The organism is Haemophilus parainfluenzae ATCC 33392, from assembly GCF_031191205.1.
Taxonomy (GTDB): Bacteria; Pseudomonadota; Gammaproteobacteria; order Enterobacterales; family Pasteurellaceae; genus Haemophilus_D; species Haemophilus_D parainfluenzae.
In genome coordinates this window covers 992,059-1,017,138 of record NZ_CP133470.1, presented here as the reverse complement: position 1 = coordinate 1,017,138, position 25,080 = coordinate 992,059, and the positions used below count along the sequence as shown (strand labels likewise).

Here is a 25,080-nt window from a genome sequence, read left to right as displayed (position 1 = left end):
CTGAAAAAATAATCAAAAATCTACCGCACTTTGCATTTCATTTATAAATACCTCAAAAGTTGTAAGTCATCTTACCTGTTTATTTGATCTCGATCACCATTTGACTATTCTTGATTTGACGGTAATCTTCAAATCAATACACTTGACTCCATTTGAAGCGATCGTTTGCCTAACGTATTGAAAGCAAAATAGACTGATTTTATCAACTCAATGGGAGGAATATCCATGACCCACATTATCGTTGCAACGCACGGTAAGTTTTCTGAAGAAATCGTCAATTCCGCCGCTATGGTGTATGGCGAAGATGAAAACTGCCATGTCGTGACTTTCTTACCGGGTGAAGGCGGTGAGCATTTAATCGAGAAATATAATGCGATTATTGCCACGCTGCCTGAAAACGAACCGGTGCTCTTTCTGGTTGATTTATTTGGTGGTAGCCCCTATAACGCTGCAAGCCGAGTCGCCAGTGAAAGAAATAATACCGATATCGTCACTGGCATTAATCTACCGATGTTACTAGAAGTGCTCGATGCCAAAGATGGCGCCAGCTTAGATGAATTGGTAGAAACCGCGAAAGAAGTCGGGGTCGCTGCCGTAAAATCCTTCCGTCAACCTAAAGAAAGCAAGCCTGCTCCAACGCCAGCAGCTAAACCAGCTGAAGCACCAAAAACCGCTCCAAATCCAACCGCACTTTCTGGCAATATAAACATTTCCTTGTTGCGTATTGATAGCCGTTTGATCCACGGTCAAGTAGCAACCTCTTGGGCAAAAGCGGTGAAATGTGAAGCGATTTTTGCAGTAAATGATGATGTAGCGAATGATCCACTTCGTCGTGATTTATTACTTCAAATCGCCCCTGAACATTTGAAAGCTTATGTGATTCCTGTGGAAAAAGCGATTAAGGTGTATCACAACCCGAAATATGCAGGCAAAAACATTCTTTGGTTGGTAACCAACCCAACAGACATCCTGCGTTTAATCGAGGGTGGCGTGAAAATTGATAAGGTCAATGTGGGCGGTATGACCTATCGCGAAGGCGATAAACTTATTTCTCAAGCTGTTGCCGTCAACCCAACAGATGTGGCGGCATTTAAACAGCTTTTAGATAAAGGCGTGGAATTAAGCTTACAACAAGTGGCGAGCAGCCCGAAATCAATGCTCACGCACAAAGAGCTTGATGCGATTCAATTTTAATTACGAGGACAATTCATTATGACAACAATGGAAATTATTTTAGTCACACTCGTTGCCGCCATTTGCGGTATGGGGAGTGTATTGGACGAACGTCAAACTCATCGTCCTTTAGTTGCTTGTACCCTAATCGGCTTAGTATTAGGTGATTTAGAAACCGGTATTATTGTCGGTGGTACTCTTGAATTAGTGGCATTAGGCTGGATGAACGTGGGTGCGGCAATGGCACCAGATGCAGCATTAGCCAGTGTGATTGCGACTATCCTCGTCATCAAAGGTGGCCAAGATAAAGGGAGTGCATTAGCGATTGCGATTCCAGTGGCCGCGGCAGGTCAAGTATTAACTATCTTCGTTCGTACTTTAACTATCTTCCTTCAACACAAAGCCGATGATTTTGCCGCAAAAGCCAACTTCCGTGGCATTGAATTCTGTCACTTTAGCGGTCTTGCATTACAAGCCTTACGTGTGGCAATTCCAACCTTCTTCGTTGCGTTAGTGGCAGGTACGGATACGGTGACTGAAGCATTGAACGCCATTCCTGAAGTGGTCACTCGCGGTTTACAAATCGCCGGTGGCTTTATCGTGGTCGTCGGTTATGCGATGGTAATCAATATGATGCGTGCAGGCGCATTAATGCCATTCTTCTTCCTAGGCTTCGTAATCGCCTCTTTCACCAATTACAACCTTGTCGGTCTCGGTATTTTAGGCACATGCTTAGCGATGATTTACATTCAATTAAACCCACGTTTCCATCAATCAACTGCACCACAAGCGGTTGCAAAACGTGAATTAGCTGACGATGAACTTGAAGGACTATAAGGAAGAAATTATGACTGAACAAACTAAAAAATCATTAACAAAAGGCGATATTCGTAGCACTTACTGGCGTTCAACTTTCTTGCTTGGTTCCTTCAACTTTGAACGTATGCAAGCAATGGGGTTCTGTGTATCGATGATCCCAGCCATTAAACGTCTTTACAGCAAAAAAGAAGATCAAGCAGCGGCATTAAAACGACACTTAGAATTCTTCAACACCCAACCTTGGGTGGCCTCATCTATCATCGGTGTAACCGCCGCGATGGAACAAGAACGTGCAAACGGTAACGATATTGATGACTCCGCAATCAGTGGGGTGAAAGTCGGTTTAATGGGGCCATTAGCCGGTGTAGGTGACCCAATTTTCTGGGGAACATTACGTCCTGTACTAGCGGCACTTGGTGCGGGCTTAGCCATTACCGGTAACCTTTTAGGGCCATTGCTTTTCTTCATCGGTATTAACCTTTGCCGTGGGTTAACTCGTTGGTATGGCTTTAAATATGGCTATGAAAAAGGCACCACAATCGTTAATGATATGGGCGGTGGTCGCTTGCAAAAATTGACGCAGGGGGCGTCTATCCTCGGTCTCTTTGTCATGGGTTCGCTGGTATCGAAATGGACAAGTATTAATATTCCATTAGAACTTTCCCGTTATAAAAACCAAATGGGCGAAGAAGTGGTGACCACAGTACAAAGCGTGTTAAACGATCTTCTCCCTGGCCTTGCGGCGTTAGGTTTAACCTTCTTATGTATGTATTTATTACGTAAAAAAATCAACGCTATGTACATCATCTTCGCCCTATTCGGCGTAGGTATTTTAGGCTATCATTTTGGTGTATTAGCCTAATACATTATGATATTGCCTTCCCTCTTTCACTTGAGGGAAGGCAAATTTTTAGCATGGCATATAAATCCTATGAACTGGAAAGATCTCATCAAGCCACCACCGGCTGAAGGCTATATTAAAAATTCATCTAATTTAGTGACCGCACTTTTTATTCTGGCGGGCATTCTTTATTACCCCACTAATGGCTATGGTGCCGTCATCGCCTTAATTGCTGCACTAATCGTATTAATCGGGCAAACAATGCTGATTGCTCAAACCAATAAAGATTTCACAGAAATGCAATTAGCCGAAAAGCAATTCCAAGCAACCCAAAACAGCGACTACCTCCGCTTTATTGAGGCTCGTGCTACTCAAATGCTGCGAGACAACAAAGTGCTTTCCGAAAAAGGCAAAAAAGAGTTGGAGAGATTACTGTCTGTCGTCAAAACGCATTTAGCCTAGCGACACCAAAATAATCATAACTTTTAGCTATATGAAATAAGCTTTTCTTCTTTTTCTTATTTAAGTTAGAAAGGTATTATCAAGCAGAAATTTATGATTTATCCCTTAGGAGTAGTTTATGTCTCAATTTAAAATTCACACTATTGAATCAGCCCCTGAAGCCGCACAAGAAGCCTTAAAAGCCGTACAAAATGCCAATGGGTTTATTCCAAATTTAATTGGTGTTCTTGCGAATGCCCCTACTGCACTTGAAACTTATCGTACAGTGGGCGGCATTAATGGTCGTAACAGCTTAACCGCAACAGAACGCGAAGTGGTGCAAATTACCGCTGCCGTAGTCAATGGATGTGGTTTCTGTGTAGCTGGCCACACGAAGATCGCTTTAAAAGTATTAAAACTTGAAGAAGAGCTTGTAAACCAAATTCGTGCAACTGCTCGTATTGAAAGTGATAAAAAACTCGATACTTTAGCGCGTTTCACCCTTGCCGTTATTTTGCAAAAAGCAAAATTAACTGAAGCACAGCTTAAAGCGTTCTTTGATGCAGGTTATACTCAAGAAAATGCCATTGATGTGATTTTAGGTGTCAGCCTCGCCACATTATGTAACTATGTGAATAATATCGCTGAAACCCCAATCAATCCTGAATTACAGGCATTTGCATAATCAAGCCAATATAAAAAGTGCGGTCAAAAATGACCGCACTTTTTTATTCCTTCACAAATTGTTTAATTTGATCTGAATTCAAATGTCCGGGTTGTGCTTTGATAAGATTTAAATCCTTATCCAATAGTAAATTAAACGGATAGCCTAATACATTAGCTCGTTTAATGATTTCACCCTTTTCATCCAATAATACGGTGATATTTTTGTAATCCAGACCTTTATACCAATTGATAAATTTTTGACTATTTTGTTCATTCTTTTGTCCAGGTGAGGCAATCGTAATCACATTAAAATCAAGGTTCTTTTCAGCACTGAGATCATCAATTTCTGCTAACCCCGCTAAACAAATTGGACACCAAGATGCCCACATTTTGATATAAAGCGGTTTGCCTTGATATTGTGATAAAGAGACGGTTTGATTATCCAACGTCTTCAAGGGGATGTCCGCCAAAGACACCTTCTCTTGTGCAAAACTGAATGGACTCAAAAACAATAAAAGTGCGGTCAATATTTTTTTCATTTTTTCCTCTTATTTCACAAAGGGAATCAAATCGCCATAACCTTGTTTTTCCATTTCATCTAATGGAATAAACTTAATCGATGCGCTGTTGATGCAATAACGTAAACCACCTTTATCACGCGGACCATCATCAAACACATGGCCTAAATGGGCATGGCCACTGCGACTTAACACCTCAATGCGAGTCATATTAAAGCTATTGTCTTTTTGATATTCAGCGACTTCTGCGGCAATCGGTTTAGTAAAACTTGGCCAACCACAGCCCGATTCAAATTTATCTTTGGAAGAAAATAACGGCTCTCCCGTAGTGATATCCACATAAATACCAGGCGCGAAATTATCCCAATATTCGTTACTAAAAGAACGTTCGGTATGTTTGCCTTGCGTCACGTCATATTGAAGTGCGGTCAATTTTTGCTTTAATTCCGCATCACTTGGTTTTGGGTATTTTTTATCATCAATTAATGGCTCATCGGCTTTTTTGATGTCGATATGGCAATAGCCATTCGGGTTTTTCTTGAGATAATCCTGATGATATTCTTCCGCCTCCACATAATTTTTCAGCGGTTCCACTTCAATTTGGATCGGTTCTTGATATTTACTTTGTAAGGTTTTTAATGCTGCCTCAATAACCGCTTTATCTTGCTCATTTTGATAATAAATGCCGGTGCGATATTGTCTGCCACGATCATTACCTTGCTTGTTAATACTGGTTGGATCGATCACGCGGAAATAATATTGCAGTAATTTATCTAACGAAATTTTATTTGGATCGTAAGTGACTTTCACCGTTTCCGCATGATCTGTCGCATGCAATAATTGGTAGTTAGTGGTATCACCTTTTCCATTGGCATAACCAGAAACGGCATCAGTCACGCCTTGAATTCTTTCCATATAAGCTTCTAGTCCCCAAAAACAACCACCGGCAAGATAAATAATTTGTTGTTCTTGTTTACTTTCCATTGTCATTTTTTGCTCCTTTGATGATTCTGTGTGATCAGCATACGTTAAACTACTTTGCAAACCGCCAAAAAGTGCGGTCAATATGAGAAATGTTTTTGTATATTTCATTTTCTTTCCTTATTATAGAAAAATCTTCAGCTTGCATTTCATTAGACGAAGACAAGCCCATTTTCTTACAAAATAAGGCAATTTTTTACCGCACTTTGTGCAAGGAACCTTTATGCCAAACATACATCTCCGCAATAATTATCAAAAAGCTGTTGTTTGTATGGTGTTAGCTTACATCAGCATTGCCTTAATGGGTGTATTTGTAAAATACGCCTCTGATGAATTACCGTCCAGTGAAATTTTATTTTCCCGCTTCTTTATTGGTTTTGTTTTTCTCTTACCCTTTTTGATTAAAGATGGGGATTTCAAAGTCGATATGTCGCAATGGAAATTTCTCATTTTGCGTAATCTAGCCGGCATTGCCAGTATGTTGCTAACCTTCTACGCCATTAAATATTTACCGATTTCTATTGCGATTTTATTGATGAATACGTCCGCACTTTTTGTGCCTTTATTGCTGTTTTTCTTTAAAGTCAGAACGCCATTAAAAGTATTAGCTTGCAGTTTTATGGGGTTTATTGGTGTATCCATCATTATGCTGACCAACGGCTCAATGAATATCAACCCTATCCATGTAGGCTATGCCTTAGGTGCTGCCGTCTTGGCTGCGATGGCGTTTATCAGTTTACAAGAACTCAATAAACACAACTCACCTAAAAATATCGTGTTTTACTTTCACTTATTAGGCTCGATTTTGTTGCCGCTCTTTTTTATTGCTCAATGGAAAATACCAACACTACATGGATTCACATTACTGCTTTTAGTGGGTGGATTCGGTCTTATTTTCCAATTATTACTCACTCGCGCCTTTAAATACGCGCCTGCCAATGTCATTACGCCTTTTGCTTTTACCGGTGTCATTTTTTCCAGTATCTGTGACTGGTTATTCTGGGATAACGTACCAAGCCTAAATTTCTGGATCGGTTCATTAGTTATTATTATTGCCGTCAGTTTACTTGCTAGAATGCGGGCAAAATAGAGAAATCCGACCAAATAGCTAAAATATAACTATTCTCAATAACATTGTTTGAGTGTATAATCCAAATGCTTTTTATTATTGAGGACACAACATGAAAAAATTATTCAAAACTACTTTAGCTTCCGCATTATTAATGGTATCCGCATTCGCTAGCGCCGTGACGGTTAAAGATGCGAAAGGTGGATTTATCCTTGATAAAACCCCAAGCCGTGTTGTGGCATTGGAATATTCTTTTGTGGATGCTTTAGCCCAAGTCGGTGTAAGCCCAGTAGGTGTGGCTGACGACAACAAAGTCGATCGTATTCTGCCGCAAGTGCGCGAAAAAATTGCTGCATGGCAATCCGTTGGCACGCGTTCTCAACCGAGTCTTGAAGTGATTGCTTCTCTCAAACCCGATTTAATTATTGCTGATCCATCTCGCCATACTGCAGTATTTGAAGAATTGAAAAAAATCGCGCCAACGGTGATGTTTGATTCCCGTCATGAAAGCTACCAAGAAAATCTTGAAACCGCGCAGAAAATTGGTGATTTAGTCGGTAAAAGTAGCGAAATGAAAGCAAAAATCAATGAACATAATGATTACATTGCCAACATCGCAAAAAATTTAGGTGTGCAAGGCAAAAAAGCCTCATTTGGTACTTCCCGAGAAGATAAATTTAATATCCAAAATGACAATGGCTATGTGGGTAGTTTCTTAACGACATTAGGTTTTGCCCCAACTAAACTCAATAGTGATCAATCTTTCGTAGAAATCAACCTTGAACAATTAGTAATGGAAAAACCGGAATACTTGTTCATCGCCCATTATCGTGATGAAAGTATTGCCCGCAAATGGGAAGCTGAGCCACTTTGGAAAGCCATTCCTGCCGTCAAAGCAAACCATGTTTACAGCGTTGACTCGGACATGTGGGCTCGTGGTCGTGGCTTAGAAGCGAGCAAAATTATGGCGAAACAAATTGAAGGTTTCGTGAAACAAAAATAATGATGAAGTCCACTTTCCGTTGGGGACTTCCCCTTATCATTCTGGCTTTCCTATTATGGGGAAGCCTGTTTTTGTATTATCCCATCGAAATTCGACCGCTTGCAGCGTTACAAGCGTTCCTCCCCGATGGCGACGAAATTGCCAAAATTACGGTAACCGATTTACGCCTACCGCGTGCATTAGTTGGCATGATTTTAGGTGCCAATCTTGCGGTGGCAGGGGCGTTGTTACAAACCATTACGCGCAATCCGCTTGCCTCGCCTACACTACTCAGCGTGAACTCAGGCGCTAGTCTTGCAATGGTGACCGCCAGTGCTTTTAGCCCTTTGATTCTTTCTGGTTATAGCATTGCTTTAGTGGCTAGTATCGGCGGCGGTCTGAGTTGGTTTGTGGTAATGCTGATCAGCAATGGTTGGAAAGACAACAGTGGGGATCGTAGCCGAGTGATTTTAGCGGGGATTGCCGTATCACTACTTTGTGCCGCGCTCACGAAATTGGTGCTGATTATCGCGGAAGATCATGCCTTCGGTATTATGAGTTGGCTAGCTGGCGGCATTGCACATGCGCGTTGGAATGAATTATTGACGTTATTTCCGTTCTTTATTTTAACCGCTCTTTTCTGTCTATTCTTTGCTAGTCGTTTGAATTTACTCAATTTAAGCGATGAATCCGCTCGTTCCCTAGGCATCAATCTCTTTCGTTTACGTTGGTACGCTAATATCATGGCGTTATTGATTGTGGGCTCAAGCGTGAGTGTTGCTGGCCCAGTTGCTTTTATTGGCTTACTCGTGCCCCATCTTGCCCGCTATTGGATTGGTTATGACTTGCGAAAATCACTCCCGATGGCGATGTTACTCGGCGCAATTTTAATGCTCGCTGCAGATACCATTGCCCGTGCGGTGAACTTCCCTAGCGAAGTGCCTGCTGGTGCGGTGCTTGCCTTAATCGGTGCGCCAGTCTTTGTATTATTTGCCAGAGGAAGACACTAATGCGAGCTTCTCATGTATCTTTTCGCGCTATCGGCTTTTATGTCGTCACGCTCAGTCTGATGGTACTACTCTTTGGGTTGAGTATTCGCCTTGGCACTTATACGCTTTCTTTTGAGGAAATTTGGGCGGCCTTTCAGCCTGACGATAAAAACTATTTTACCTTGATGGAATATCGCCTACCCCGTGCAGTATTAGCGATTTTATTAGGCGGCGCCTTAGCAATTTCTGGTGTGTTAGTGCAAAGCGTAGTGCGTAATCCGCTTGCTTCTCCCGATATTTTAGGGATTAACAATGCGGCGGGGTTGGTTGCTGTTTCGGTATTGATGTTCCTACCAAACTTAGCATTTTACTGGATGCCAATTTTTGCCTTTTTAGGCGGTGTGCTCTCTTTTGTCATTTTATGGATCGTGTGCGGTTTTAACTTCCGCCCTATCAAAATGGCAATCATTGGGGTCGCACTTTCCGCATTGTGGGCAGCCATTAGTCATTATCTGATGCTTACCAATCCGGTCGAGATCAATACGGCAATGTTATGGCTTACAGGAAGCCTATGGGGGCGCAGCTGGTCTTATTTAAATGTGGTATTGCCATGGTTAGTGGTATTGCTACCCTTGCCATTTATTTTCTGTCGCGATCTCGACACCCTTGGTTTAGGTGAAAACAAAGCCTCCACCTTGGGCGTGACGGTAAATAAAGTGCAAATTAGCGTTTTAGTGCTAGCGGTGGCCCTTTCCACTACAGCCGTGGCAATTTGTGGTCCGATTGCCTTTTTAGGCTTAGTTGCGCCGCATCTTGCTCGTCGTTTAGTCGGTGGCAGACATCGCACCCTATTACCGGCAGCCTTGATTATTGGCGCCCTCTTATTACAACTTTCGGATATTTTGGCGCGGGTGATTGACCCACCAACGGAACTGCCGGCAGGTATTCTGACCGCGATTATCGGTGCGCCATATTTCTTCTACTTATTGATGAGAACTAAATAATGAGCATTGAAATCAATAATTTATCTTTAGGTTATCAAGATAAACTCGTGGTTAAAAATCTGTCGCTAAAATTCCCGAAAAATAAAGTGATTGCGTTAATCGGCCCAAATGGTTGCTGTAAGTCCACCACATTAAAAGCGGTGGCTCGCTTGCTTAAACCGAAGCAAGGCTCAATCACCCATAAAGGTCAGGATATTTGGCAAAAAAGCCCTAAAGAATATGCCCAAGAATTGGCTTTTCTCCCGCAACAACACCTGGTACCAGAAGGGATTAAAGTACGCGAATTGATCGCTTACGGGCGTTCGCCTTACTTAAATCTTTGGGGAAAACTCAGTCAAAAAGATGAAGAATTGGTCACTTGGGCGATGGCGCAAACCCAAACTGCAGAACTCGCCGAACAGTTGGTTTCCGATTTATCTGGTGGTCAGCAACAACGCGTCTTCTTAGCCATGACACTTGCGCAAGATGCTGAATTAGTGCTACTCGATGAGCCGACTACTTATCTGGATTTAAACCGCCAAGCTGAACTCATGAGCATGATGCGACAAATGCAACAAAATGGCAAAACCGTGATTACGGTGTTGCATGATCTCAACCAAGCCTGCCGCTATTGCGATTACTTAATCGTCATGAAAAAAGGTGCCGTAATGGCACAAGGTACGCCCGATGAAGTGATGACCGAAGAGTTGCTGAAGGATGTGTTTGATTTGGATGTCATCATTCATCGTGATCCTATCAGCAACACACCGATGTTTATTTTGAAATAACCTACTATCACTTCTCTAAATATCAAATAGGCGTTTTATTTTACTAAAACGCCTATTTTTTCACCTAAAACACTTGATGTTATACATAGCTAATGCTTTTTATGGCTCAACTTAAGGTCGGATCACTTTACGAAACTTACACTTTCTTTACATTGTCATAAATATGGAGTCCACAATAAATAATTATAATTAAACATAGTAGAAGTTAATATGAAGTCTCTATCCCATGTCTTTAAGACTGTGCTATTAGTAGGTGTCAGTACCTCAGTAGTACAGGTTGCCTATGCCCAAAATTCCTCTATTGATACCGAACGAGAAAATATCATCATTTTCTCTCGTCAAGGAGAGGCCCAATTAAATCAAGCTATTCCAAAACTTGAGGCCTTATTTAAGAGGACAAACGATATTAAAGTGCGCGATGATTTAATTACACTCTATCTGAGGACGAATCAATCCGCTAAAGCACTTTCACTTTGCGAAAGCTGCGCACCAGCGCAATTTTCTCAAAATGAACTGGAAAATTTAGGCAAAGCCGCTCGAAATGAAAAACAATACGACCGTGCCGTTGCATTCTATTCCCAATTGCAAAAGCAATTCCCTGATAATCCAAATGGATGGCTTGGTGGTGCATTAGCCTCCACTGAAACCAAAAACTACACTGCGGCAAAAAATGCACTGAATGTTTATAAGAAACGTTTTGGACAAGATAATGCTTATCTTGATGCAGAAAGTTATTTGCTTGATTTCACCGAACCCGACATGGCTAAACTTGGCCGGTGGCAACGTCAGTTAGAACAAAATCCGAAAAATATCACCTTGATGAGAGAGTTGTATCGTTTAGCATCAAAATACAACCTTCTGCCATTACAAGAGAAACTACAAAAAGCCTATCCGGATCAATTCAATCAAAAAGACATGATGTGGTTTGAGCATGGTAAGACGATTACCTCTTCAAAAAATGCGACAACGCCTGCACAGCAAGAAAAATCATTTGAAGAATTGACCGCACTTTTGGCCAAAATTAATCCTGAGCATCCTCTGTATCAACAAGCATTGCAAGATCGTTTTGTGATGGGGGTTCGCTTGAATAAATTTGATGAAATAGAAGACGACTTCAATACATTACAGGCTCAATCTAATGTGCCGGCGTATTTAGAAGAAGCCTTTGGTGATTATTGGGCTGCAAAAGGCTCACCACACAAAGCATTAGCAATTTATCAAGTAATTGAACAACAAGCCCTACACAATAAATTCGCTGTGAGCGATGGTTTACTTCATAAACTCTCTCTGACCGCAAGCGATGCGGGCAAATTTGAATTAGCTCAACAATATTTAGAGCGTATGAATTCAAATGTTTATATCAATGACTATACCCGAACATCAAAAATTCTGAATCCAGGCTACGATTCTCGCTATTTTGGTTTGGCTCGTTTAGCTTTATGGCGCGGTAATAGTAAATTGGCTCAGCAACTTATAGATGATCGTCTATTTAATAAAACGCCAGGTGATCCATGGGTTATGTTGCAAAAAGCAGAACTTGAGCGACATCGTGGCAACTATGATGATGCCAAATTATGGGCTGAAAAAGCCGGTTATTTTTTGAGTAAAAATGATCAGCAAGAAGCACGCAATAACCTGGCAGAAACTGCTTTAAGTCAAAATGATTTACCAACAGTTTCAAAAACAATTGATGCAATGAATGAAGAACAATGTCAGTCAGCACAATCCCTCATAAACCATTACGAACAAGCACGTTCTGGCAAAATTGTAGGAAGTATCAGCTTACAGCATCGTACCTCACCAATCAGTTATAGCAATGAAAGTAGCCAAGATTATGCGATTTACACACCGAAAACAGCAAATGGTCATGATCTCTACGTTCATTACTTAGAAACTCGCTCCCCTTATGACAAAGAAAGTCTCATTTCTCGCCGAATTGGCGTAGGAACAGAGCTCAATTTCTATCCACTCCAAGTGAAAATGGAAAGCGGGAAAGGCATTAAGCTTAATGATAAAGCCTATTTTTCCACTGAGGCAAATTATACCCTCAACCAACACTGGTCATTTAATTTAAATGCCAATATTAATGGTAGTGGTACTCCAGTTAAAGCCATCAATAAAGGTGTGTATACCAAAGATATTGGTTTCTCTACTACCTATTCCTATTCCGATATTTTCCAAGCTGGGCTAGGTGGTGGCGTCATGAAATTTGATGATGGCAACTTAAGAAAAGAAGCCAATTTCTGGTTGAATCTCAATACATTCAAACATGACCGTTGGACGCTAACCAACAATTTCAGAGTCGATTACAGCAAAAATAAAACTATTGATTCTGCTGAATATTACAACCCAGCAAAAGCGACAAGCTTGGAATTCGGTGCTGATTTAAGTTACTACCAACCACTTAATTATGACTTAGTCTTAAATCACCACCTAAAAGCCAGCGTAGGTGCTTATAAACAGGCAGAACTTAGTCGAGAAAAAATGTGGTCGATTAGTTACGGACACCAATGGCGTATTGGTAAAAAATTTGGCGTGTCTTATGAAATCGGGCGTAAAAAGAATATTTACGACGGCAGTGCTGAATTCAACAATTTCGGAAATTTAAACTTTTCTATTTATTATTAAATACTTAAGCGGTATAACCTTATGAGATCTCTAAAACATTTTGCAAGAATCATTATTTGCACGCTTTCCCTTTTTTCGGCTTTTGCCTTTGCGCAAGATCGTTATGGCGTATTAGCCTATCACTCCGTTGTAGATGAAAGTGCGGCTGAAAATCAAAAACATTATTTTCCTCAAACGATTTCAGCCCAAACCTTAATTAAACATTTTAATTGGCTAAAAGAAAACGGATACAACGTGATCAGTTGGCAGCAAGTTATCGATGCTGAAAATGGTAAAGGCACATTACCTGATAATGCGGTATTACTAAGCTTCGATGATGGCTATGAAACCATGTATAACGTGGTCTTCCCGCTATTAAAGGCCTATAACTACCCAGCTGTCTTTGCGCCTGTAACGGGGTGGTTAGATACGCCAGAAAATCAAAAAATCACTTATGCCGATAAAATGCTGGATCGTTCTGTTTTTGCTACTTGGTCGCAAGTCAAAGAAATGGAACAAAGTGGACTCGTTGAAGTTGCTTCCCATACACATAATCTTCATAACGGTATTAATGCTAACCCATCTGGTGGTCAATTACCCTCTGTGATTGCGCCTGAATATAAAAATGGGAAATATGAAACAGAAGATGCCTACAAAAATAGATTGAAATCTGATTTCACCCGTACCGTTCAAACATTAGTCAATCATATCGGTAAGAAACCACGCGTAATGGTGTGGCCTTATGGACAATTTAATGATGTTTCTGTGCAACTTGCACGACAAGCAGGAATGCCACACTATTTCTCATTGGGTGAGAAAATTGTTAATAAAGTTGGCGATAAACACATTGGACGCTTATTACTTAATGCAGAAACCGATCTAAATACCGTTAAAAACTATCTCAATGGTATTGATGAAAGCAAGCAAATTCAACGTGTGCTACATGTTGATTTGGATTATGTCTACGATGCGAATAAGGCTCAACAAGCCAAAAACCTTGATAAGTTAATCGAACGCATCTATCGCTATGGTGTGACGACAGTTTATCTTCAAGCCTTCTCCGATCCAGATGGGGATGGCGTAGCCGATGCCTTGTATTTCCCTAATAAATATCTTCCTGTTCGCGATGATATTTTTGGTCGAATTGCATGGCAATTACAAACACGCGCAGGCGTACAAGTTTATGCTTGGATGCCTGTACTCGCCTTTGATTTACGCAAAAGCGTAAAAGAGGCGGAATATGTCATTGATAGCCGCACGGGCAAGCCTTCAACAAAAGCTTATTTACGCCTTTCGCCTTATAACAAACAGAATGTTGAAATCATTAAATCCATTTATAACGATTTGTCATTCTACGCAAAATTTAATGGCATTTTATTCCATGATGACGCGTTCCTAACCGATTTTGAAGGTGCAGAAGGTAATCACGCTGAAGGCATGGTTAGCCCACAAGCAAAACAAAAAACACAAGATTTAATCCAATTAACCCATCAACTCACCGATGCGTTAAAACCTTATTTCTTGCGTGGTTCATATTCTCTTAAAACGGCTCGTAATCTTTATGCATCAGTGATCACCAATCCAAATGCAGAAGAATGGTTGGCACAAAACTTAAAAACACTCACTGACAATTACGATACGACGGCCATTATGGCAATGCCATACATGGAAAATGAGCAGCCTATTTCACAAAAAGAAGCCTATCAATGGTTTGCTTCTCTTATTGAAAATGTGAAAGCTCAAGCGCCATTAGAGAAAGTCTTATTTGAATTCCAAGCGGTGAATTGGCGAACTCAAAAACCAATTCCTGAATCCGAATTGATTGATTGGATGACGCTATTACAAAAAAATCATATTTATAGCTATGGCTACTATCCGGATAACTTTTTAACGAATCAACCGGATATGAACAAAATGAAACCGTATTTTTCCGTAAATACGAATGCAGGAAAACAATAAGGATTGACTTATGAACCAACAATTCTTAGAAGCCGTGAGTATCTTCGTATTCATGTATCCTGCCGGAATGGCGATATATTGGGTGACGGCAAGTCTGTGTTATTACCTTTTTATGGAAGGAAAACTTGGGCACCCAACTTTCCAACAAATGCCAAAGGAACGTGTTCCGATGGTCAGCATTATGGTGCCTTGCTATAACGAAGGGGACAACCTAGATGAAGCTATTCCTTACTTGCTCCAACTCAGATACCCAAACTATGAACTAATCTTCATCAACGATGGCAGTAAAGATAACACGGGTGAAATTATTGATCGTTGGGCCAAAGCTGACGAACGCATCGTGGCGCTTCACCAAGAAAACCAAGGTAAAGCCAGTGCATTAAATCATGGTTTGTTAGTTGCTAAAGGTGAATATGTAGCCTGTATTGATGGCGATGCAGTATTGGATTTCGATGCGATCGATTACATGGTGCAATCCCTCGAATTAAACTGTGCTTATGGCGCCGTTACCGGAAACCCTCGAGTACGTAACCGAAGTACTATCTTAGGTCGTTTACAGGTGTCTGAATTTAGCTCCATCATTGGCCTAATCAAACGCGCTCAAAGTCTGATGGGAACCATTTTCACGGTATCCGGCGTATGTTGTCTCTTCCGCAAAGATGTGATGGAGGAAATCGGTGGCTGGAGCACCAACATGATCACCGAAGACATTGATGTTAGTTGGAAAATTCAAACGGCTGGTTACAACATCATGTATGAGCCTCGTGCCTTATGTTGGGTATTAATGCCTGAACGTCTTTATGGCTTATACAAACAGCGTTTACGCTGGGCACAAGGTGGTGCTGAAACCATTCTCAAATATTTCCCTCAGGTCTGGCGTTGGAGAAACCGCCGTCTATGGCCAATGTATGCTGAATATTTTGTTACCGCAACTTGGGCAATCTTATTAGTTGTACTGGTTGCGCTTGCACTATACCGGAAGATTACCTTAGGTATAGGTATTCAAAACATGGAGCTGTTTGAAACAAATATCTCGATCATGTTTTTTTCCTTCTTCTTACAGTGTCTCTTAAGCTTATACATTGATTCACGTTATGAAAAAGGATTGATCCAATATGGAATTTCCTGCATTTGGTATCCCTATGTTTATTGGTTACTTAATACGGTAACGTTACTCGTTGGAATCCCAAAAGCGATTTTTAGAAACAAGTCCAAGCTAGCTGTCTGGACAAGCCCTGACAGAGGAGTTTAAATAATGGCAACCGCCACTTTACAACAATTAATGATTATTAATAAAGGTAGCAGCCTTCCCTTGCTGATTAAAGCCAAAAGCTTTGCACTAGATCTAGTCACCTGGGCTTTATGGGCTTATATCATTACGTTTGTCGCGAGATATGCGGAACGCATCTTCACTAAACCGATTCTGGAAAGTTTCTTTTTCGTTGATGTGGTCAGCATCATGTTTTCTGTCTCTGCGGTATTAGTTATATTGGCTTATATTTGGTCTATTCTTACCGTAGCGAAAGAATAACTCGCAAAAAAATCTTAATATAAAAAACCGCACTTTGATTTGAAAACCAAAGTGCGGTTATTTTTAGAGATGTTTAATTAGATACGATATTCTCTAATTAAGCTTTTGGACCTGCTGCGATAAGTGCTTTACCTTCTGCGTTGGTCGCATATTTTTCAAAGTTTTTCACAAAACGTCCTGCAAGGTCTTTCGCTTTCGCTTCCCATTGTGCTTTATCCGCATAAGTATCACGTGGATCTAAGATCGCTGGATCTACGCCTGGTAATGCTTTTGGAATAGCTAAGTTAAAGATTGGTAACTCACCCATTTCTGTTTTTTCGATAGAACCATCTAAGATGGCATCGATAATACCACGGGTATCTTTAATTGAGATACGTTTACCTGTACCGTTCCAACCAGTATTAACTAAATACGCTTCTGCACCGGCAGCTTGCATACGTTTAACTAACACTTGAGCATATTGTGTTGGGTGGAGTGTTAAGAATGCTGCACCGAAACATGCTGAGAAAGTTGGCGTTGGCTCAGTAATACCACGCTCTGTACCGGCTAATTTAGCGGTGAAGCCAGATAAGAAGTAGTATTTGGTTTGCTCTGGTGTCAATTTAGACACTGGAGGTAACACACCGAATGCGTCCGCAGTTAAGAAAATTACTTTCGTTGCGTGACCTGCACGAGATACCGGTTTAACAATATTATCAATGTGATAAATTGGGTAAGACACACGAGTATTTTCAGTTTTAGAACCATCATCGAAATCAACTGAACCATCTGCACGAACCACGACGTTCTCTAGATTGCACGATAAATATCCGGCTCATTTTCTTCAGAAAGATGGATAGTTTTCGCGTAGCAACCACCTTCAAAGTTGAAGATACCTACATCATCCCAACCGTGCTCATCATCACCGATTAATTCACGTTTTGGATCGGTAGAAAGTGTGGTTTTACCTGTACCTGATAAACCGAAGAAGATTGCCACATCACCGTCTTTACCTACGTTAGCAGAACAGTGCATTGCACCCACACCTTTAAGTGGTAGGAAGTAGTTCATCATTGAGAACATACCTTTCTTCATTTCACCGCCGTACCAAGTACCACCGATTAATTGAATACGCTCAGTTAAGTTAAATGCAACGAAGTTTTCAGAGTTCAAGCCTTGTTCTTTCCAGTTCGGATTAGTGCATTTAGAACCGTTCATGACCACAAAATCAGGTTTAAAGGTTTTTAATTGTTCTTCTGTAGGACGAATGAACATATTTTTCACAAAGTGTGCTTGCCATGCGACTTCCGTCACAATACGCACTGCGATACGGTCTTTTTCACTTGCACCACAGAAACCATCCACCACAAATAAACGTTTACCAGAAAGTTGTTTAGTCACAAGACCTTTCAAGCTTGACCAGGTTTCTTGAGTCATTGGTTTATTATCGTTTTTTGCTACATCAGAAGTCCACCACACAGTATCTTTTGTGGTATCATCTAAAACGATGTATTTGTCTTTCGGGGAACGACCGGTAAAGATCCCTGTATCAACAGCCACCGCGCCAGTTGTGGTAAGTGTACCTTTTTCAAAGCCTTCTAAACCTGGTTTTGTTTCTTCTTCAAAAAGTTGTTCATAACTTGGGTTATAAACCACTTCTTTTACATCATGAATACCAACGGCTTCAAGTTCTTTAATTACGTTTTTAACATCAGTCATAGTTCACCTCTTGATTAAAGTTTAAAAATTTTTCCTATGCTTATTGTATGGGAATTGTCAAAAAAAAAATGTTAAGTAGATCTCATTTTTGAACATTCATTGGAAAATCCTACCCCTTTTTAGGTGGTTTAAAAGGCTAGGATACAACAAGGTTGATTTACCCATCACATTTTCGATATAGTGAGAACCATTATCAACTCAAAACTCGATAACCATGTTCTCATTTCTGCGTTTATTCTTTTTATTTTATCTGCTGATATTTACGCAAAGCACGCAAGCAGAACCCGACTTTAAGATTCCTCCTATTCAAGAAAGCATGAAAAAAATGTATCAAATTCAACAAAAAGATTTTACCTTTGAAGACAAACATTACCGTTTATTCATTGCGGTACCGCCAAAAACATCGCAAAAACTGACCGCACTTTACACTTTAGATGGCAATGCACAATTTCCAATGGCGGTGAATACTGTCAATCCCAATAAACCACTCCCGCTTATTGTTGGTATCGGTTATGTCTCTGATAAAGCCTACGTCATTGAAGAACGCACTAGAGACTACACTTTTCCGGCTGAAGGTACTGAATTTGCCAAAGGAGGGAAAGCTGCCGATTTTTTACGTTTTATTCAACAAGACGTAAAGCCTTATATTGAACAGCATTTCGATATCAATAAGGAAAAACAATATTTCTTTGGTCATTCTTTTGGTGGATTATTTGGATTGTACGTGCTCTTCCATCAACCAGATTTATTTCAACATTACACATTGGCAAGCCCTTCTCTTTGGTGGGGAAACGGCTCATTTTTACCTCAAAATGAGCCATGGATTAGCCAAAAACCATCACATATTCTGATTACATTAGGCTATTATGAAGAGCATCCTGAAGAGGATCCGAATATGACTGAAGAACAATTACAGCGTATTAATCAACGGAAAAAAATGCGAACAATCAATGCGCATCAATTGGCGAAAATATTGGAAAAACAAGGTAATTCCGTAGAGTTTATTTCCATTCCCAATAAAAATCATGGTGGCTCGATTCCAGACGCTATCAAACATTGTTTGGAACAAGTTCAACCATAAAAAAATCCCCGTCATCATGAACGGAGATTTTTCTTATTGAGCTTGTTTAAGTTTATCAATGGCTTCTTTATTGAAGAAGTAATGTGTGCCACAACATTCACACTGCATATCAATGCTGCCTTTATGCTCTTCTAAAAATTCATCAATTTCAGCTTCTGGAATCAGTAATAATGCTGCCCCAGAACGCTCAGATGAGCAACCACAGAAGAAAGAAACTGATTGCGGTTCAAAAACCTCCACAACTTCTTCGTGATATAAACGATAAAGCAATTCTTCTGCAGGTAATCCAAATAGCTCCTCATCTTTGACTGTTGCAGCTAATGTAGTTAAATGCTCAAAATCTTCTGGTGTACCTTGGCCATCCGGCATAATTTGTAACAACATCCCTGCCGCCACGGGTTTGCCTTCATATTCACCCGTGCGAATAATAAGCTGGGTTTGTAATTGCTCTGAACGGACAAAATAGTCTTCTAAACATTCCGTAATGGTTGGTTTATCTAAACCGATAACGCCTTGATAGCGCTCACCCTCGGTTGGTGCAATCGTAATCACTAATACGCCTTTGCCGATCATATCATGTAGGCTCATGCCGTCTTGAATATCACCTTGCACACGTGCTAAAGCACGAATTTGTTGCTGATCATTGCCATTAACTAAGGCTAATTTTAATGGACCATCACCTTGGATTTGAACCGTAATATTACCGTTAAATTTTAATGTTGCGGTCAACAAATTCGTCGCCACCATCATCTCACCTAATAAGTTTTGTACAGCTTTGGGATAATGATGGGTATTCAGGGTATCAGTGAAAGTTTGGTTTAATCGCACCCATTCACCACGCACTGCACGGTTTTGAAAAAGGTAACGGTAAAGTTTGTCATTATCTTGAGTGTAATTCATTATGTGTTCCTATTTATTCTTTGAATGAAAAGTGCGGTTAATTTTACGCATAAATTGTGAGTGGTTTATCTGATTTTTCGTCTCTAGTATTGAAGTCAATATTCAAAAACGGCGTTTTTTGTTACCGCACTTTGTGCCTGTGCAGTATTATGGGGGTGAAAATCAAAATTACAAGCCAAAAAGAAAAGCGGATAGCTCTCACTATCCGCTTTATCAGATTAAACTGATAAATTACCAGTATGCACGTAAACCGATAACCGTTTTGAAATCACGGCTACGATCAAGCTGTTTACCTGAGTCTTTATCAAAGGTGTTCTCATATTTAGTACGAGTCGCTTGCCATTCAATAAATGGTTTCACTTTTACTGAACCTTGTTTAAATACATAGTACTCGGTACCCACTAAGAACTGGCGATCAGTTGATTTTGAATATGCAGAACCTGCAGGTAAAGTTTTCTCTGTTTTATAAGAATACATTGCATATACATTCCAATCTTCATTTAAACCCTGGCGAATCACTGCAGTTACTTCATTATTTTTTACTTTGTTACCTGCACCACCTTTATTTTTAGTATCTTTGTGAGCAAGGTCTAAACCATAAGTAGTGTGAACAAAGTTATATGCTAAACCTAAAGCATAAGCATTGCTATAATATGCTGTTTTATTAGCATTTTCAGAAATTTGACGAGTGAAACCCGCTGCTACAGTTACATTTTGGATACTATCAATTTCGTGATTGAAGATAAGACCTGTACCCCAAGTGTTTTTACGGTTATTTTTTAAATCTACATTTTTGATGTTACGTTTGCTTGAACCACCGTAATACGCACCAAATTTCACTTTATTTGACCCATAATCACCGTTATAAACATATTGTGTTACACGACGAGCTGAAGTCTCTAATAGGCCATCAGTCAAGCTGTAAGTATTTGCTAAGTCACTTTGTTTTACTTCATCAGTGATAGTCACCATGTTACCGTAAGTTAATTCACCGAATTGTTTGTGGCCAAAACCAGCATAAAGTTGGTGAGTATAAACATGGTCAAAATCATGTTGTGAAGGTGCTTCACCACGCATACGCCATTCAGCACGACCTAAAGCATAGAAATCGCCACCCAAGCTTTGTTTTAATTTAAAACCAAAACGTGAACCGTTATTATCAACTGCGTGGTTGATGTGTTCTTTAGTTACATCACCATTTACATAGTTGGTTTTGTTAGAGGTACTTTCCCATTTAACACGTAAAGAACCGTAAAAATCAACATCAGTACCAGTTTGGTCAATGTGGAAGTTATACGCTTGTGCAGAACCTGCTGCTAGTGCAGCTACAGATAAAGCAAGAAGTGTTTTTTTCATAACGCTTTCCCTATTATTTAATGGAGTTAATAAAAATTGAACTTTTTTAGTCTATACATCACAACCCAAATGTGTCAATCTTAAATTTTTCCAACTATCAGAAAATAGACAATATTTTGACTAAAATTAATCTAGATCAATACATTTCCAATTATGCTACAAATTATTTAATTAATGTACTTAGGCTAGAAAGAACCTGCTCTGAAGTAATATTTCCCATTGAATTCGCTGTTAAATAATGCTGATTTTTACCATAACAGCCAATTAAGGTCGGATCAGTTGCGCCATAAAGCGTAATATTAGGTTTATCCAATGCTGCAGTTAAATGAGCAAGCCCTGTATCTACGGATACCACCGCTTTCGCATTAGTAATTTGATCAGCCAATTCATTTAATGAAAGCTTAGGTAAAATCATGGCATGAGGCAAGCCAGAAACTAATCGTTCCGCTCTCGCCTTTTCTTTTTCATTCCCCCAAGGCAAACGAATTTGAATAGAAAGTGCGGTTAGTTTTTCGATTAAATTTCGCCATTCTTTTTCTGGCCAATGCTTCTCATCCCTTGTCGTAGCATGAAAAAAGATCACGTAAGGCTCGATAGAATCAGTTGAAATAAAATGACGAGCAATACCATAATCCCCTTTTTCTTTTGGTAATGGATAAGATAATGCTTGAGCAAAAAGTTGACGAATACGCTCTACCGCATGTTGTTGATAGGATATGGCATATTTCTTATCGTAGAAGAATGAGGCTATTGGCTCTCGAATACTTTTCCGATCATAGCCATGTTTAACACCATTGGCTAAGCGTGTCGCAAAAAAGGCACTTTTAAAAAGCCCTTGTGCATCAATCACGGCATCATACTGATTGACTTGCAATAAAGTGCGGTAAGATTTCCACTCTTTTTTTGTTTGAGCCGAAAAAGGCGATTTTCGCCAACGTCTTAAGGCAATTGGAATGATTTGTTTCACGGCAGAATGCCAACGTGGAATTTCGGCAAAATTCTCTTCCACCACCCAATCAATAGAAAGATTGGGTATAGCTATTTGCGCATCAGTTAATGCCGGCAAAGTATGGATTATATCGCCCATGGAAGACGTTTTGATCACGCATACTTTCATTTAATTAACCTTCTTCCCCAGTGCATAATACCGAGCCCTGACACAGCTAAAATACCACCAATAATCAAGGAAAAATCCACTTGCTCATTCAACCAAACGGCTGAAAATAAAATCCCTAAAATCGGCACTAGAATAATATAAGCTGAGGCATTCCCTGCGCCTAAGTATTTCACGCCATCAAAATACCAGGCGTAGGCCAATACTGTGGCACCAAATGCAAGGCCAAGCAAACTGATCCACTCACCTTGAGATAAATTCAATACCGTAAGCCAATCGTCAGTACTTTCCACGCATAACGCACTCATAAATAACAATAGAAACCCAAAAATAGAAGATAATGTGGTTGCAGTGAGTGAATCAATACCCGCGAGTACTTTTCTAGCCAATAAGGTATAAACGACCCAACAAATTAGTGCGGCAATTAATAATATTTGCCCAAAGCCAAAGGAATCCATCATCTGTAAAAAATTCCCTTTCGTGAGAGCCAATAATGATCCCCCCATGGCAATAGTCATCCCGATTATTACCCAACGATTCCACTTTTCTTTAAATAAAAAAATCGCCAAAAGCGTAGTAAAGACAGGGTTCGTTGCCACAATAACAGCCGCTTGTCCCGCAGGAAGATATTTCAGCCCCCAGATAAAAAACGTGGAATAGGCAAAAACACCGAAAAAGGCGGTGACAAACAAACCAACCCACTGATTTGCACTAAGTTGTTTTGCATATTTGAAACGATTTGCCACATATAACCAAATCATGAGAGGAATAATGGCGAAAAAGAATCGCAAACTTGAGGCGACAAATGTCGGCATGGCCTGAGCAACCACTCGTCCCCAAGGCCAAGAGGCTCCCCATAAAATGGCCATTCCAATTAATTGTAAGTGAATGCGGAGAGGATTCATATCATTAACATATCCTGGTTAATCCTTTTCTATTTGCTTAAAGGCTCTACTTGGTAAGCGTTGATTTTTTCTTGCAAAGCAGATTCAAATGCTTCTCGATGAGCATCATTTTGAAAAGCGGAATAAGGAATATCTAAAAACAATCCAGAACCAACTCTAATTACTAAATAGCCATATTTATTTTCAATATTATGAATATAATGATAACTATATAATGTTTGGCAGAGATCTATTTTAATATATAAGCCATCTTCTTGAATTCGTATGGTTTGACTTCCTTTCTCCATTTTGTCGCCTATTTGGTTTTTAATCATACACATATTCAAATAAGGTCGTATTAGAAGAGCGTAGAAAAAAGAAAGCATTGAGATAGCAAACAATATATATCCCGCATAATAGGCCAAAATATTCTCGTAATAATCATAAAGAACTTCAGCCCAATTCCTCATGAAAAATGCAATAAAAAGACTTGGTATCAAGCAAAATAAATATAATAAAAAATCGCCAAGCCGCATCATTTTACGAAATTTATTGTGCTTATAAATATCGCGGCTTATTTTTTTTACTGCCTTAGTATAATTTTTATCTAATACGGGTTGATAGGTAATTTCCATTTTATATTCTCGCTTTCTCAAATCTCTAAAAGTGCGGTTAGTTTTTCTGCTACTTTTTCCGGTGTAATATCAATCAAACTTTGATGATACCCTTCCGAGCTATCTGTACTTTTACGCACCTTAATTAAATCGCCTTCAATTAAACGAATAATCACGGCCTTATCCGATAATGGTGGCGTATAAGTTGGGCTCGTTGGGCCGTAAAGTGCAACCAATGGACGATCTGTCGCAGCGGCAATATGCATTAAGCCGCTGTCATTGCTCACCACTGCAGTGCAGTTAGCAATTAAATCTACCGCTTGATTAAGATTCGTTTGCCCTGCCAAATTCAAACAGAATGGTTGTAGTTCTGCTGGCAACGCATTGCGGATTTGCTCGCCTGCTTCCACATCTTTTGGTGAACCAAATAATTCTACCGCATAGCCTTTTTCAATCAGCATTTCGGCTAACTTAGCATAATGATAATGCGGCCAACGTTTAGCTGGACCAAATTCAGCTCCAGGACAGAAACCGATTATCAGACGTTCGCCTAAAAGTGCGGTCTGTTTTTCAAAGTTTTTTAAGGTTTCCGCTTGTTGAGTGGGATCAACGGTTAAATAAGGTTTTAGAACAGGAATATCAGCCGCTTTTGGCACCGCATTTTGCTCAAAGGCTAACGCTACATAACGTTGCACCATCATAGGGTAATCACGTTTGTTATTGCGTAAATCGTTAAGCAAGAAATAACGGCTTTCTCCTTTCCAACCACGACGCACCGCAATTTTTGCAAAAGCAGGAATAAAAGCTGACTTCAAGGAGTTTGGTAATACGATTGCCATATCATATTGATTACGTAATGCCTTACCTAAACGATAACGTTCACACAAGGCAAACTTGCCGTGTCCGAGCGGCATTTCAATAGCATGACGCACTTCAGGCATACGGACTAAAAGCGGTTTACACCAATTCGGTGCCATCACATCAATTTGGCAATCGGGGTATTGCAGTTTGAGTTGTTGATACAAACTGTGCGACATCATCATATCGCCGACCCAAGACGGGCCGATAATTAAAATATTCATGCTT

General features: G+C 40.0%; 23 protein-coding genes and 1 pseudogene. 15 read left to right on the top strand and 9 right to left on the bottom strand.

Going from position 1 to position 25,080, the window contains the following annotated elements; translation table 11 throughout:
* Nucleotides 1-225: 225 nt before the first annotated feature.
* From RDV53_RS05050 to RDV53_RS05030, 5 genes are all read left to right on the top strand, one after another.
* On the top strand, nt 226-1,194 hold the full coding sequence (locus tag RDV53_RS05050; protein ID WP_080553563.1) for a mannose/fructose/sorbose PTS transporter subunit IIB: 969 nt from the start codon (nt 226-228) through the stop codon (nt 1,192-1,194).
* Between the two features lie 18 nt (nt 1,195-1,212).
* On the top strand, nt 1,213-2,010 hold the full coding sequence (locus RDV53_RS05045; RefSeq protein WP_005695178.1) for a PTS mannose/fructose/sorbose transporter subunit IIC: 798 nt from the start codon (nt 1,213-1,215) through the stop codon (nt 2,008-2,010).
* Between the two features lie 10 nt (nt 2,011-2,020).
* Nucleotides 2,021-2,854 carry a PTS mannose transporter subunit IID gene (locus tag RDV53_RS05040; RefSeq protein WP_032822538.1) on the top strand — a complete coding sequence of 278 codons (834 nt, stop codon included), beginning with the start codon at nt 2,021-2,023 and terminating at the stop codon, nt 2,852-2,854.
* A 69-nt stretch (nt 2,855-2,923) separates the two neighbouring features.
* Nucleotides 2,924-3,295, top strand: a complete 372-nt coding sequence (locus RDV53_RS05035) for a hypothetical protein (protein ID WP_032822539.1) — start codon at nt 2,924-2,926, stop codon at nt 3,293-3,295.
* A gap of 118 nt (nt 3,296-3,413) precedes the next feature.
* Entirely contained in the window at nt 3,414-3,959 is a 546-nt protein-coding gene (locus RDV53_RS05030) for a carboxymuconolactone decarboxylase family protein (RefSeq protein WP_005695174.1), read from the top strand.
* A 43-nt stretch (nt 3,960-4,002) separates the two neighbouring features.
* On the opposite strand, the gene RDV53_RS05025 is transcribed toward RDV53_RS05030, so the two are convergent.
* Both RDV53_RS05025 and msrAB read right to left on the bottom strand, forming a co-directional pair.
* Nucleotides 4,003-4,479 (bottom strand): redoxin family protein, encoded by a 477-nt coding sequence (locus RDV53_RS05025; RefSeq protein WP_005695173.1) that lies wholly within the window; start codon nt 4,477-4,479, stop codon nt 4,003-4,005.
* 9 nt (nt 4,480-4,488) lie between these two features.
* Complete coding sequence (gene msrAB / locus RDV53_RS05020) at nt 4,489-5,550, bottom strand: bifunctional peptide-methionine (S)-S-oxide reductase MsrA/peptide-methionine (R)-S-oxide reductase MsrB (protein WP_005695172.1); 1,062 nt, start codon at nt 5,548-5,550, stop codon at nt 4,489-4,491.
* Between the two features lie 112 nt (nt 5,551-5,662).
* Between msrAB and RDV53_RS05015 the strand changes: the two genes are divergently transcribed.
* The 9 genes from RDV53_RS05015 (at nt 5,663) to RDV53_RS04975 (ending at nt 16,347) form a co-directional block, all read left to right on the top strand.
* A complete protein-coding gene (locus tag RDV53_RS05015; RefSeq protein ID WP_005695171.1) occupies nt 5,663-6,529 on the top strand; it encodes a DMT family transporter in 867 nt (288 codons plus the stop codon).
* A 91-nt stretch (nt 6,530-6,620) separates the two neighbouring features.
* Nucleotides 6,621-7,511, top strand: coding sequence for a Fe(3+) dicitrate ABC transporter substrate-binding protein (locus RDV53_RS05010; RefSeq protein ID WP_005695170.1), 891 nt, complete (start codon nt 6,621-6,623; stop codon nt 7,509-7,511).
* The gene (gene fecC, locus RDV53_RS05005) at nt 7,511-8,500 is read left to right on the top strand and encodes an iron-dicitrate ABC transporter permease FecC (RefSeq protein ID WP_005695169.1); all 990 of its coding nucleotides are present in this window, start codon (nt 7,511-7,513) and stop codon (nt 8,498-8,500) included. The genes RDV53_RS05010 and fecC overlap by 1 nt, the downstream gene beginning before the upstream one ends.
* Nucleotides 8,500-9,483, top strand: coding sequence for a Fe(3+) dicitrate ABC transporter permease subunit FecD (fecD, locus tag RDV53_RS05000; RefSeq protein WP_005695168.1), 984 nt, complete (start codon nt 8,500-8,502; stop codon nt 9,481-9,483). Before fecC ends, fecD begins: the two co-directional genes overlap by 1 nt.
* Complete coding sequence (gene fecE / locus RDV53_RS04995) at nt 9,483-10,250, top strand: Fe(3+) dicitrate ABC transporter ATP-binding protein FecE (RefSeq protein WP_005695167.1); 768 nt, start codon at nt 9,483-9,485, stop codon at nt 10,248-10,250. Before fecD ends, fecE begins: the two co-directional genes overlap by 1 nt.
* Before the next feature lie 210 nt (nt 10,251-10,460).
* Nucleotides 10,461-12,878: a poly-beta-1,6 N-acetyl-D-glucosamine export porin PgaA gene (pgaA, locus tag RDV53_RS04990; RefSeq protein WP_005695166.1), complete on the top strand. Its 2,418-nt coding sequence runs from the start codon at nt 10,461-10,463 to the stop codon at nt 12,876-12,878.
* 21 nt (nt 12,879-12,899) lie between these two features.
* The gene (gene pgaB / locus RDV53_RS04985; RefSeq protein ID WP_005695164.1) at nt 12,900-14,816 is read left to right on the top strand and encodes a poly-beta-1,6-N-acetyl-D-glucosamine N-deacetylase PgaB; all 1,917 of its coding nucleotides are present in this window, start codon (nt 12,900-12,902) and stop codon (nt 14,814-14,816) included.
* 10 nt (nt 14,817-14,826) lie between these two features.
* Nucleotides 14,827-16,068, top strand: coding sequence for a poly-beta-1,6-N-acetyl-D-glucosamine synthase (gene pgaC / locus RDV53_RS04980; protein ID WP_005695162.1), 1,242 nt, complete (start codon nt 14,827-14,829; stop codon nt 16,066-16,068).
* A gap of 3 nt (nt 16,069-16,071) precedes the next feature.
* The gene (locus tag RDV53_RS04975; protein ID WP_005695161.1) at nt 16,072-16,347 is read left to right on the top strand and encodes a hypothetical protein; all 276 of its coding nucleotides are present in this window, start codon (nt 16,072-16,074) and stop codon (nt 16,345-16,347) included.
* Nucleotides 16,348-16,444: 97 nt separating this feature from the next.
* Here the strand turns inward: RDV53_RS04975 and pckA are convergent.
* Nucleotides 16,445-18,045, bottom strand: a pseudogene (pckA, locus tag RDV53_RS04970) (phosphoenolpyruvate carboxykinase (ATP)).
* Nucleotides 18,046-18,301: 256 nt separating this feature from the next.
* Here pckA and RDV53_RS04965 point away from each other — a divergent pair.
* Entirely contained in the window at nt 18,302-19,126 is an 825-nt protein-coding gene (locus RDV53_RS04965) for an alpha/beta hydrolase (protein WP_032822561.1), read from the top strand.
* Between the two features lie 33 nt (nt 19,127-19,159).
* Here RDV53_RS04965 and hslO read toward each other — a convergent pair whose 3' ends face one another.
* The 6 genes from hslO to waaF form a co-directional block, all read right to left on the bottom strand.
* The gene (hslO, locus tag RDV53_RS04960) at nt 19,160-20,026 is read right to left on the bottom strand and encodes an Hsp33 family molecular chaperone HslO (protein ID WP_005695158.1); all 867 of its coding nucleotides are present in this window, start codon (nt 20,024-20,026) and stop codon (nt 19,160-19,162) included.
* A 231-nt stretch (nt 20,027-20,257) separates the two neighbouring features.
* Complete coding sequence (locus RDV53_RS04955; protein ID WP_005695157.1) at nt 20,258-21,382, bottom strand: porin; 1,125 nt, start codon at nt 21,380-21,382, stop codon at nt 20,258-20,260.
* Between the two features lie 163 nt (nt 21,383-21,545).
* Nucleotides 21,546-22,499 (bottom strand): lipopolysaccharide heptosyltransferase RfaC, encoded by a 954-nt coding sequence (gene rfaC, locus RDV53_RS04950; protein ID WP_005695156.1) that lies wholly within the window; start codon nt 22,497-22,499, stop codon nt 21,546-21,548.
* Nucleotides 22,496-23,401: a DMT family transporter gene (locus RDV53_RS04945; protein WP_005695155.1), complete on the bottom strand. Its 906-nt coding sequence runs from the start codon at nt 23,399-23,401 to the stop codon at nt 22,496-22,498. The genes rfaC and RDV53_RS04945 overlap by 4 nt, the downstream gene beginning before the upstream one ends.
* A 29-nt stretch (nt 23,402-23,430) precedes the next feature.
* Nucleotides 23,431-24,015 carry a YcxB family protein gene (locus RDV53_RS04940; RefSeq protein WP_005695153.1) on the bottom strand — a complete coding sequence of 195 codons (585 nt, stop codon included), beginning with the start codon at nt 24,013-24,015 and terminating at the stop codon, nt 23,431-23,433.
* A 17-nt stretch (nt 24,016-24,032) separates the two neighbouring features.
* Nucleotides 24,033-25,076, bottom strand: coding sequence for a lipopolysaccharide heptosyltransferase II (waaF, locus tag RDV53_RS04935; RefSeq protein WP_005695152.1), 1,044 nt, complete (start codon nt 25,074-25,076; stop codon nt 24,033-24,035).
* Nucleotides 25,077-25,080: the final 4 nt, after the last annotated feature.

Coding starts and splice junctions, on each gene's coding strand:
- RDV53_RS05050 (WP_080553563.1), top strand. CDS start 226: ATGACCCACATTATCGTTGCAACGCACGGTAAGTTTTCTGAAGAAATC.
- RDV53_RS05045 (WP_005695178.1), top strand. CDS start 1,213: ATGACAACAATGGAAATTATTTTAGTCACACTCGTTGCCGCCATTTGC.
- RDV53_RS05040 (WP_032822538.1), top strand. CDS start 2,021: ATGACTGAACAAACTAAAAAATCATTAACAAAAGGCGATATTCGTAGC.
- RDV53_RS05035 (WP_032822539.1), top strand. CDS start 2,924: ATGAACTGGAAAGATCTCATCAAGCCACCACCGGCTGAAGGCTATATT.
- RDV53_RS05030 (WP_005695174.1), top strand. CDS start 3,414: ATGTCTCAATTTAAAATTCACACTATTGAATCAGCCCCTGAAGCCGCA.
- RDV53_RS05025 (WP_005695173.1), bottom strand. CDS start 4,479: ATGAAAAAAATATTGACCGCACTTTTATTGTTTTTGAGTCCATTCAGT.
- msrAB (WP_005695172.1), bottom strand. CDS start 5,550: ATGAAATATACAAAAACATTTCTCATATTGACCGCACTTTTTGGCGGT.
- RDV53_RS05015 (WP_005695171.1), top strand. CDS start 5,663: ATGCCAAACATACATCTCCGCAATAATTATCAAAAAGCTGTTGTTTGT.
- RDV53_RS05010 (WP_005695170.1), top strand. CDS start 6,621: ATGAAAAAATTATTCAAAACTACTTTAGCTTCCGCATTATTAATGGTA.
- fecC (WP_005695169.1), top strand. CDS start 7,511: ATGATGAAGTCCACTTTCCGTTGGGGACTTCCCCTTATCATTCTGGCT.
- fecD (WP_005695168.1), top strand. CDS start 8,500: ATGCGAGCTTCTCATGTATCTTTTCGCGCTATCGGCTTTTATGTCGTC.
- fecE (WP_005695167.1), top strand. CDS start 9,483: ATGAGCATTGAAATCAATAATTTATCTTTAGGTTATCAAGATAAACTC.
- pgaA (WP_005695166.1), top strand. CDS start 10,461: ATGAAGTCTCTATCCCATGTCTTTAAGACTGTGCTATTAGTAGGTGTC.
- pgaB (WP_005695164.1), top strand. CDS start 12,900: ATGAGATCTCTAAAACATTTTGCAAGAATCATTATTTGCACGCTTTCC.
- pgaC (WP_005695162.1), top strand. CDS start 14,827: ATGAACCAACAATTCTTAGAAGCCGTGAGTATCTTCGTATTCATGTAT.
- RDV53_RS04975 (WP_005695161.1), top strand. CDS start 16,072: ATGGCAACCGCCACTTTACAACAATTAATGATTATTAATAAAGGTAGC.
- hslO (WP_005695158.1), bottom strand. CDS start 20,026: ATGAATTACACTCAAGATAATGACAAACTTTACCGTTACCTTTTTCAA.
- RDV53_RS04955 (WP_005695157.1), bottom strand. CDS start 21,382: ATGAAAAAAACACTTCTTGCTTTATCTGTAGCTGCACTAGCAGCAGGT.
- rfaC (WP_005695156.1), bottom strand. CDS start 22,499: ATGAAAGTATGCGTGATCAAAACGTCTTCCATGGGCGATATAATCCAT.
- RDV53_RS04945 (WP_005695155.1), bottom strand. CDS start 23,401: ATGAATCCTCTCCGCATTCACTTACAATTAATTGGAATGGCCATTTTA.
- RDV53_RS04940 (WP_005695153.1), bottom strand. CDS start 24,015: ATGGAAATTACCTATCAACCCGTATTAGATAAAAATTATACTAAGGCA.
- waaF (WP_005695152.1), bottom strand. CDS start 25,076: ATGAATATTTTAATTATCGGCCCGTCTTGGGTCGGCGATATGATGATG.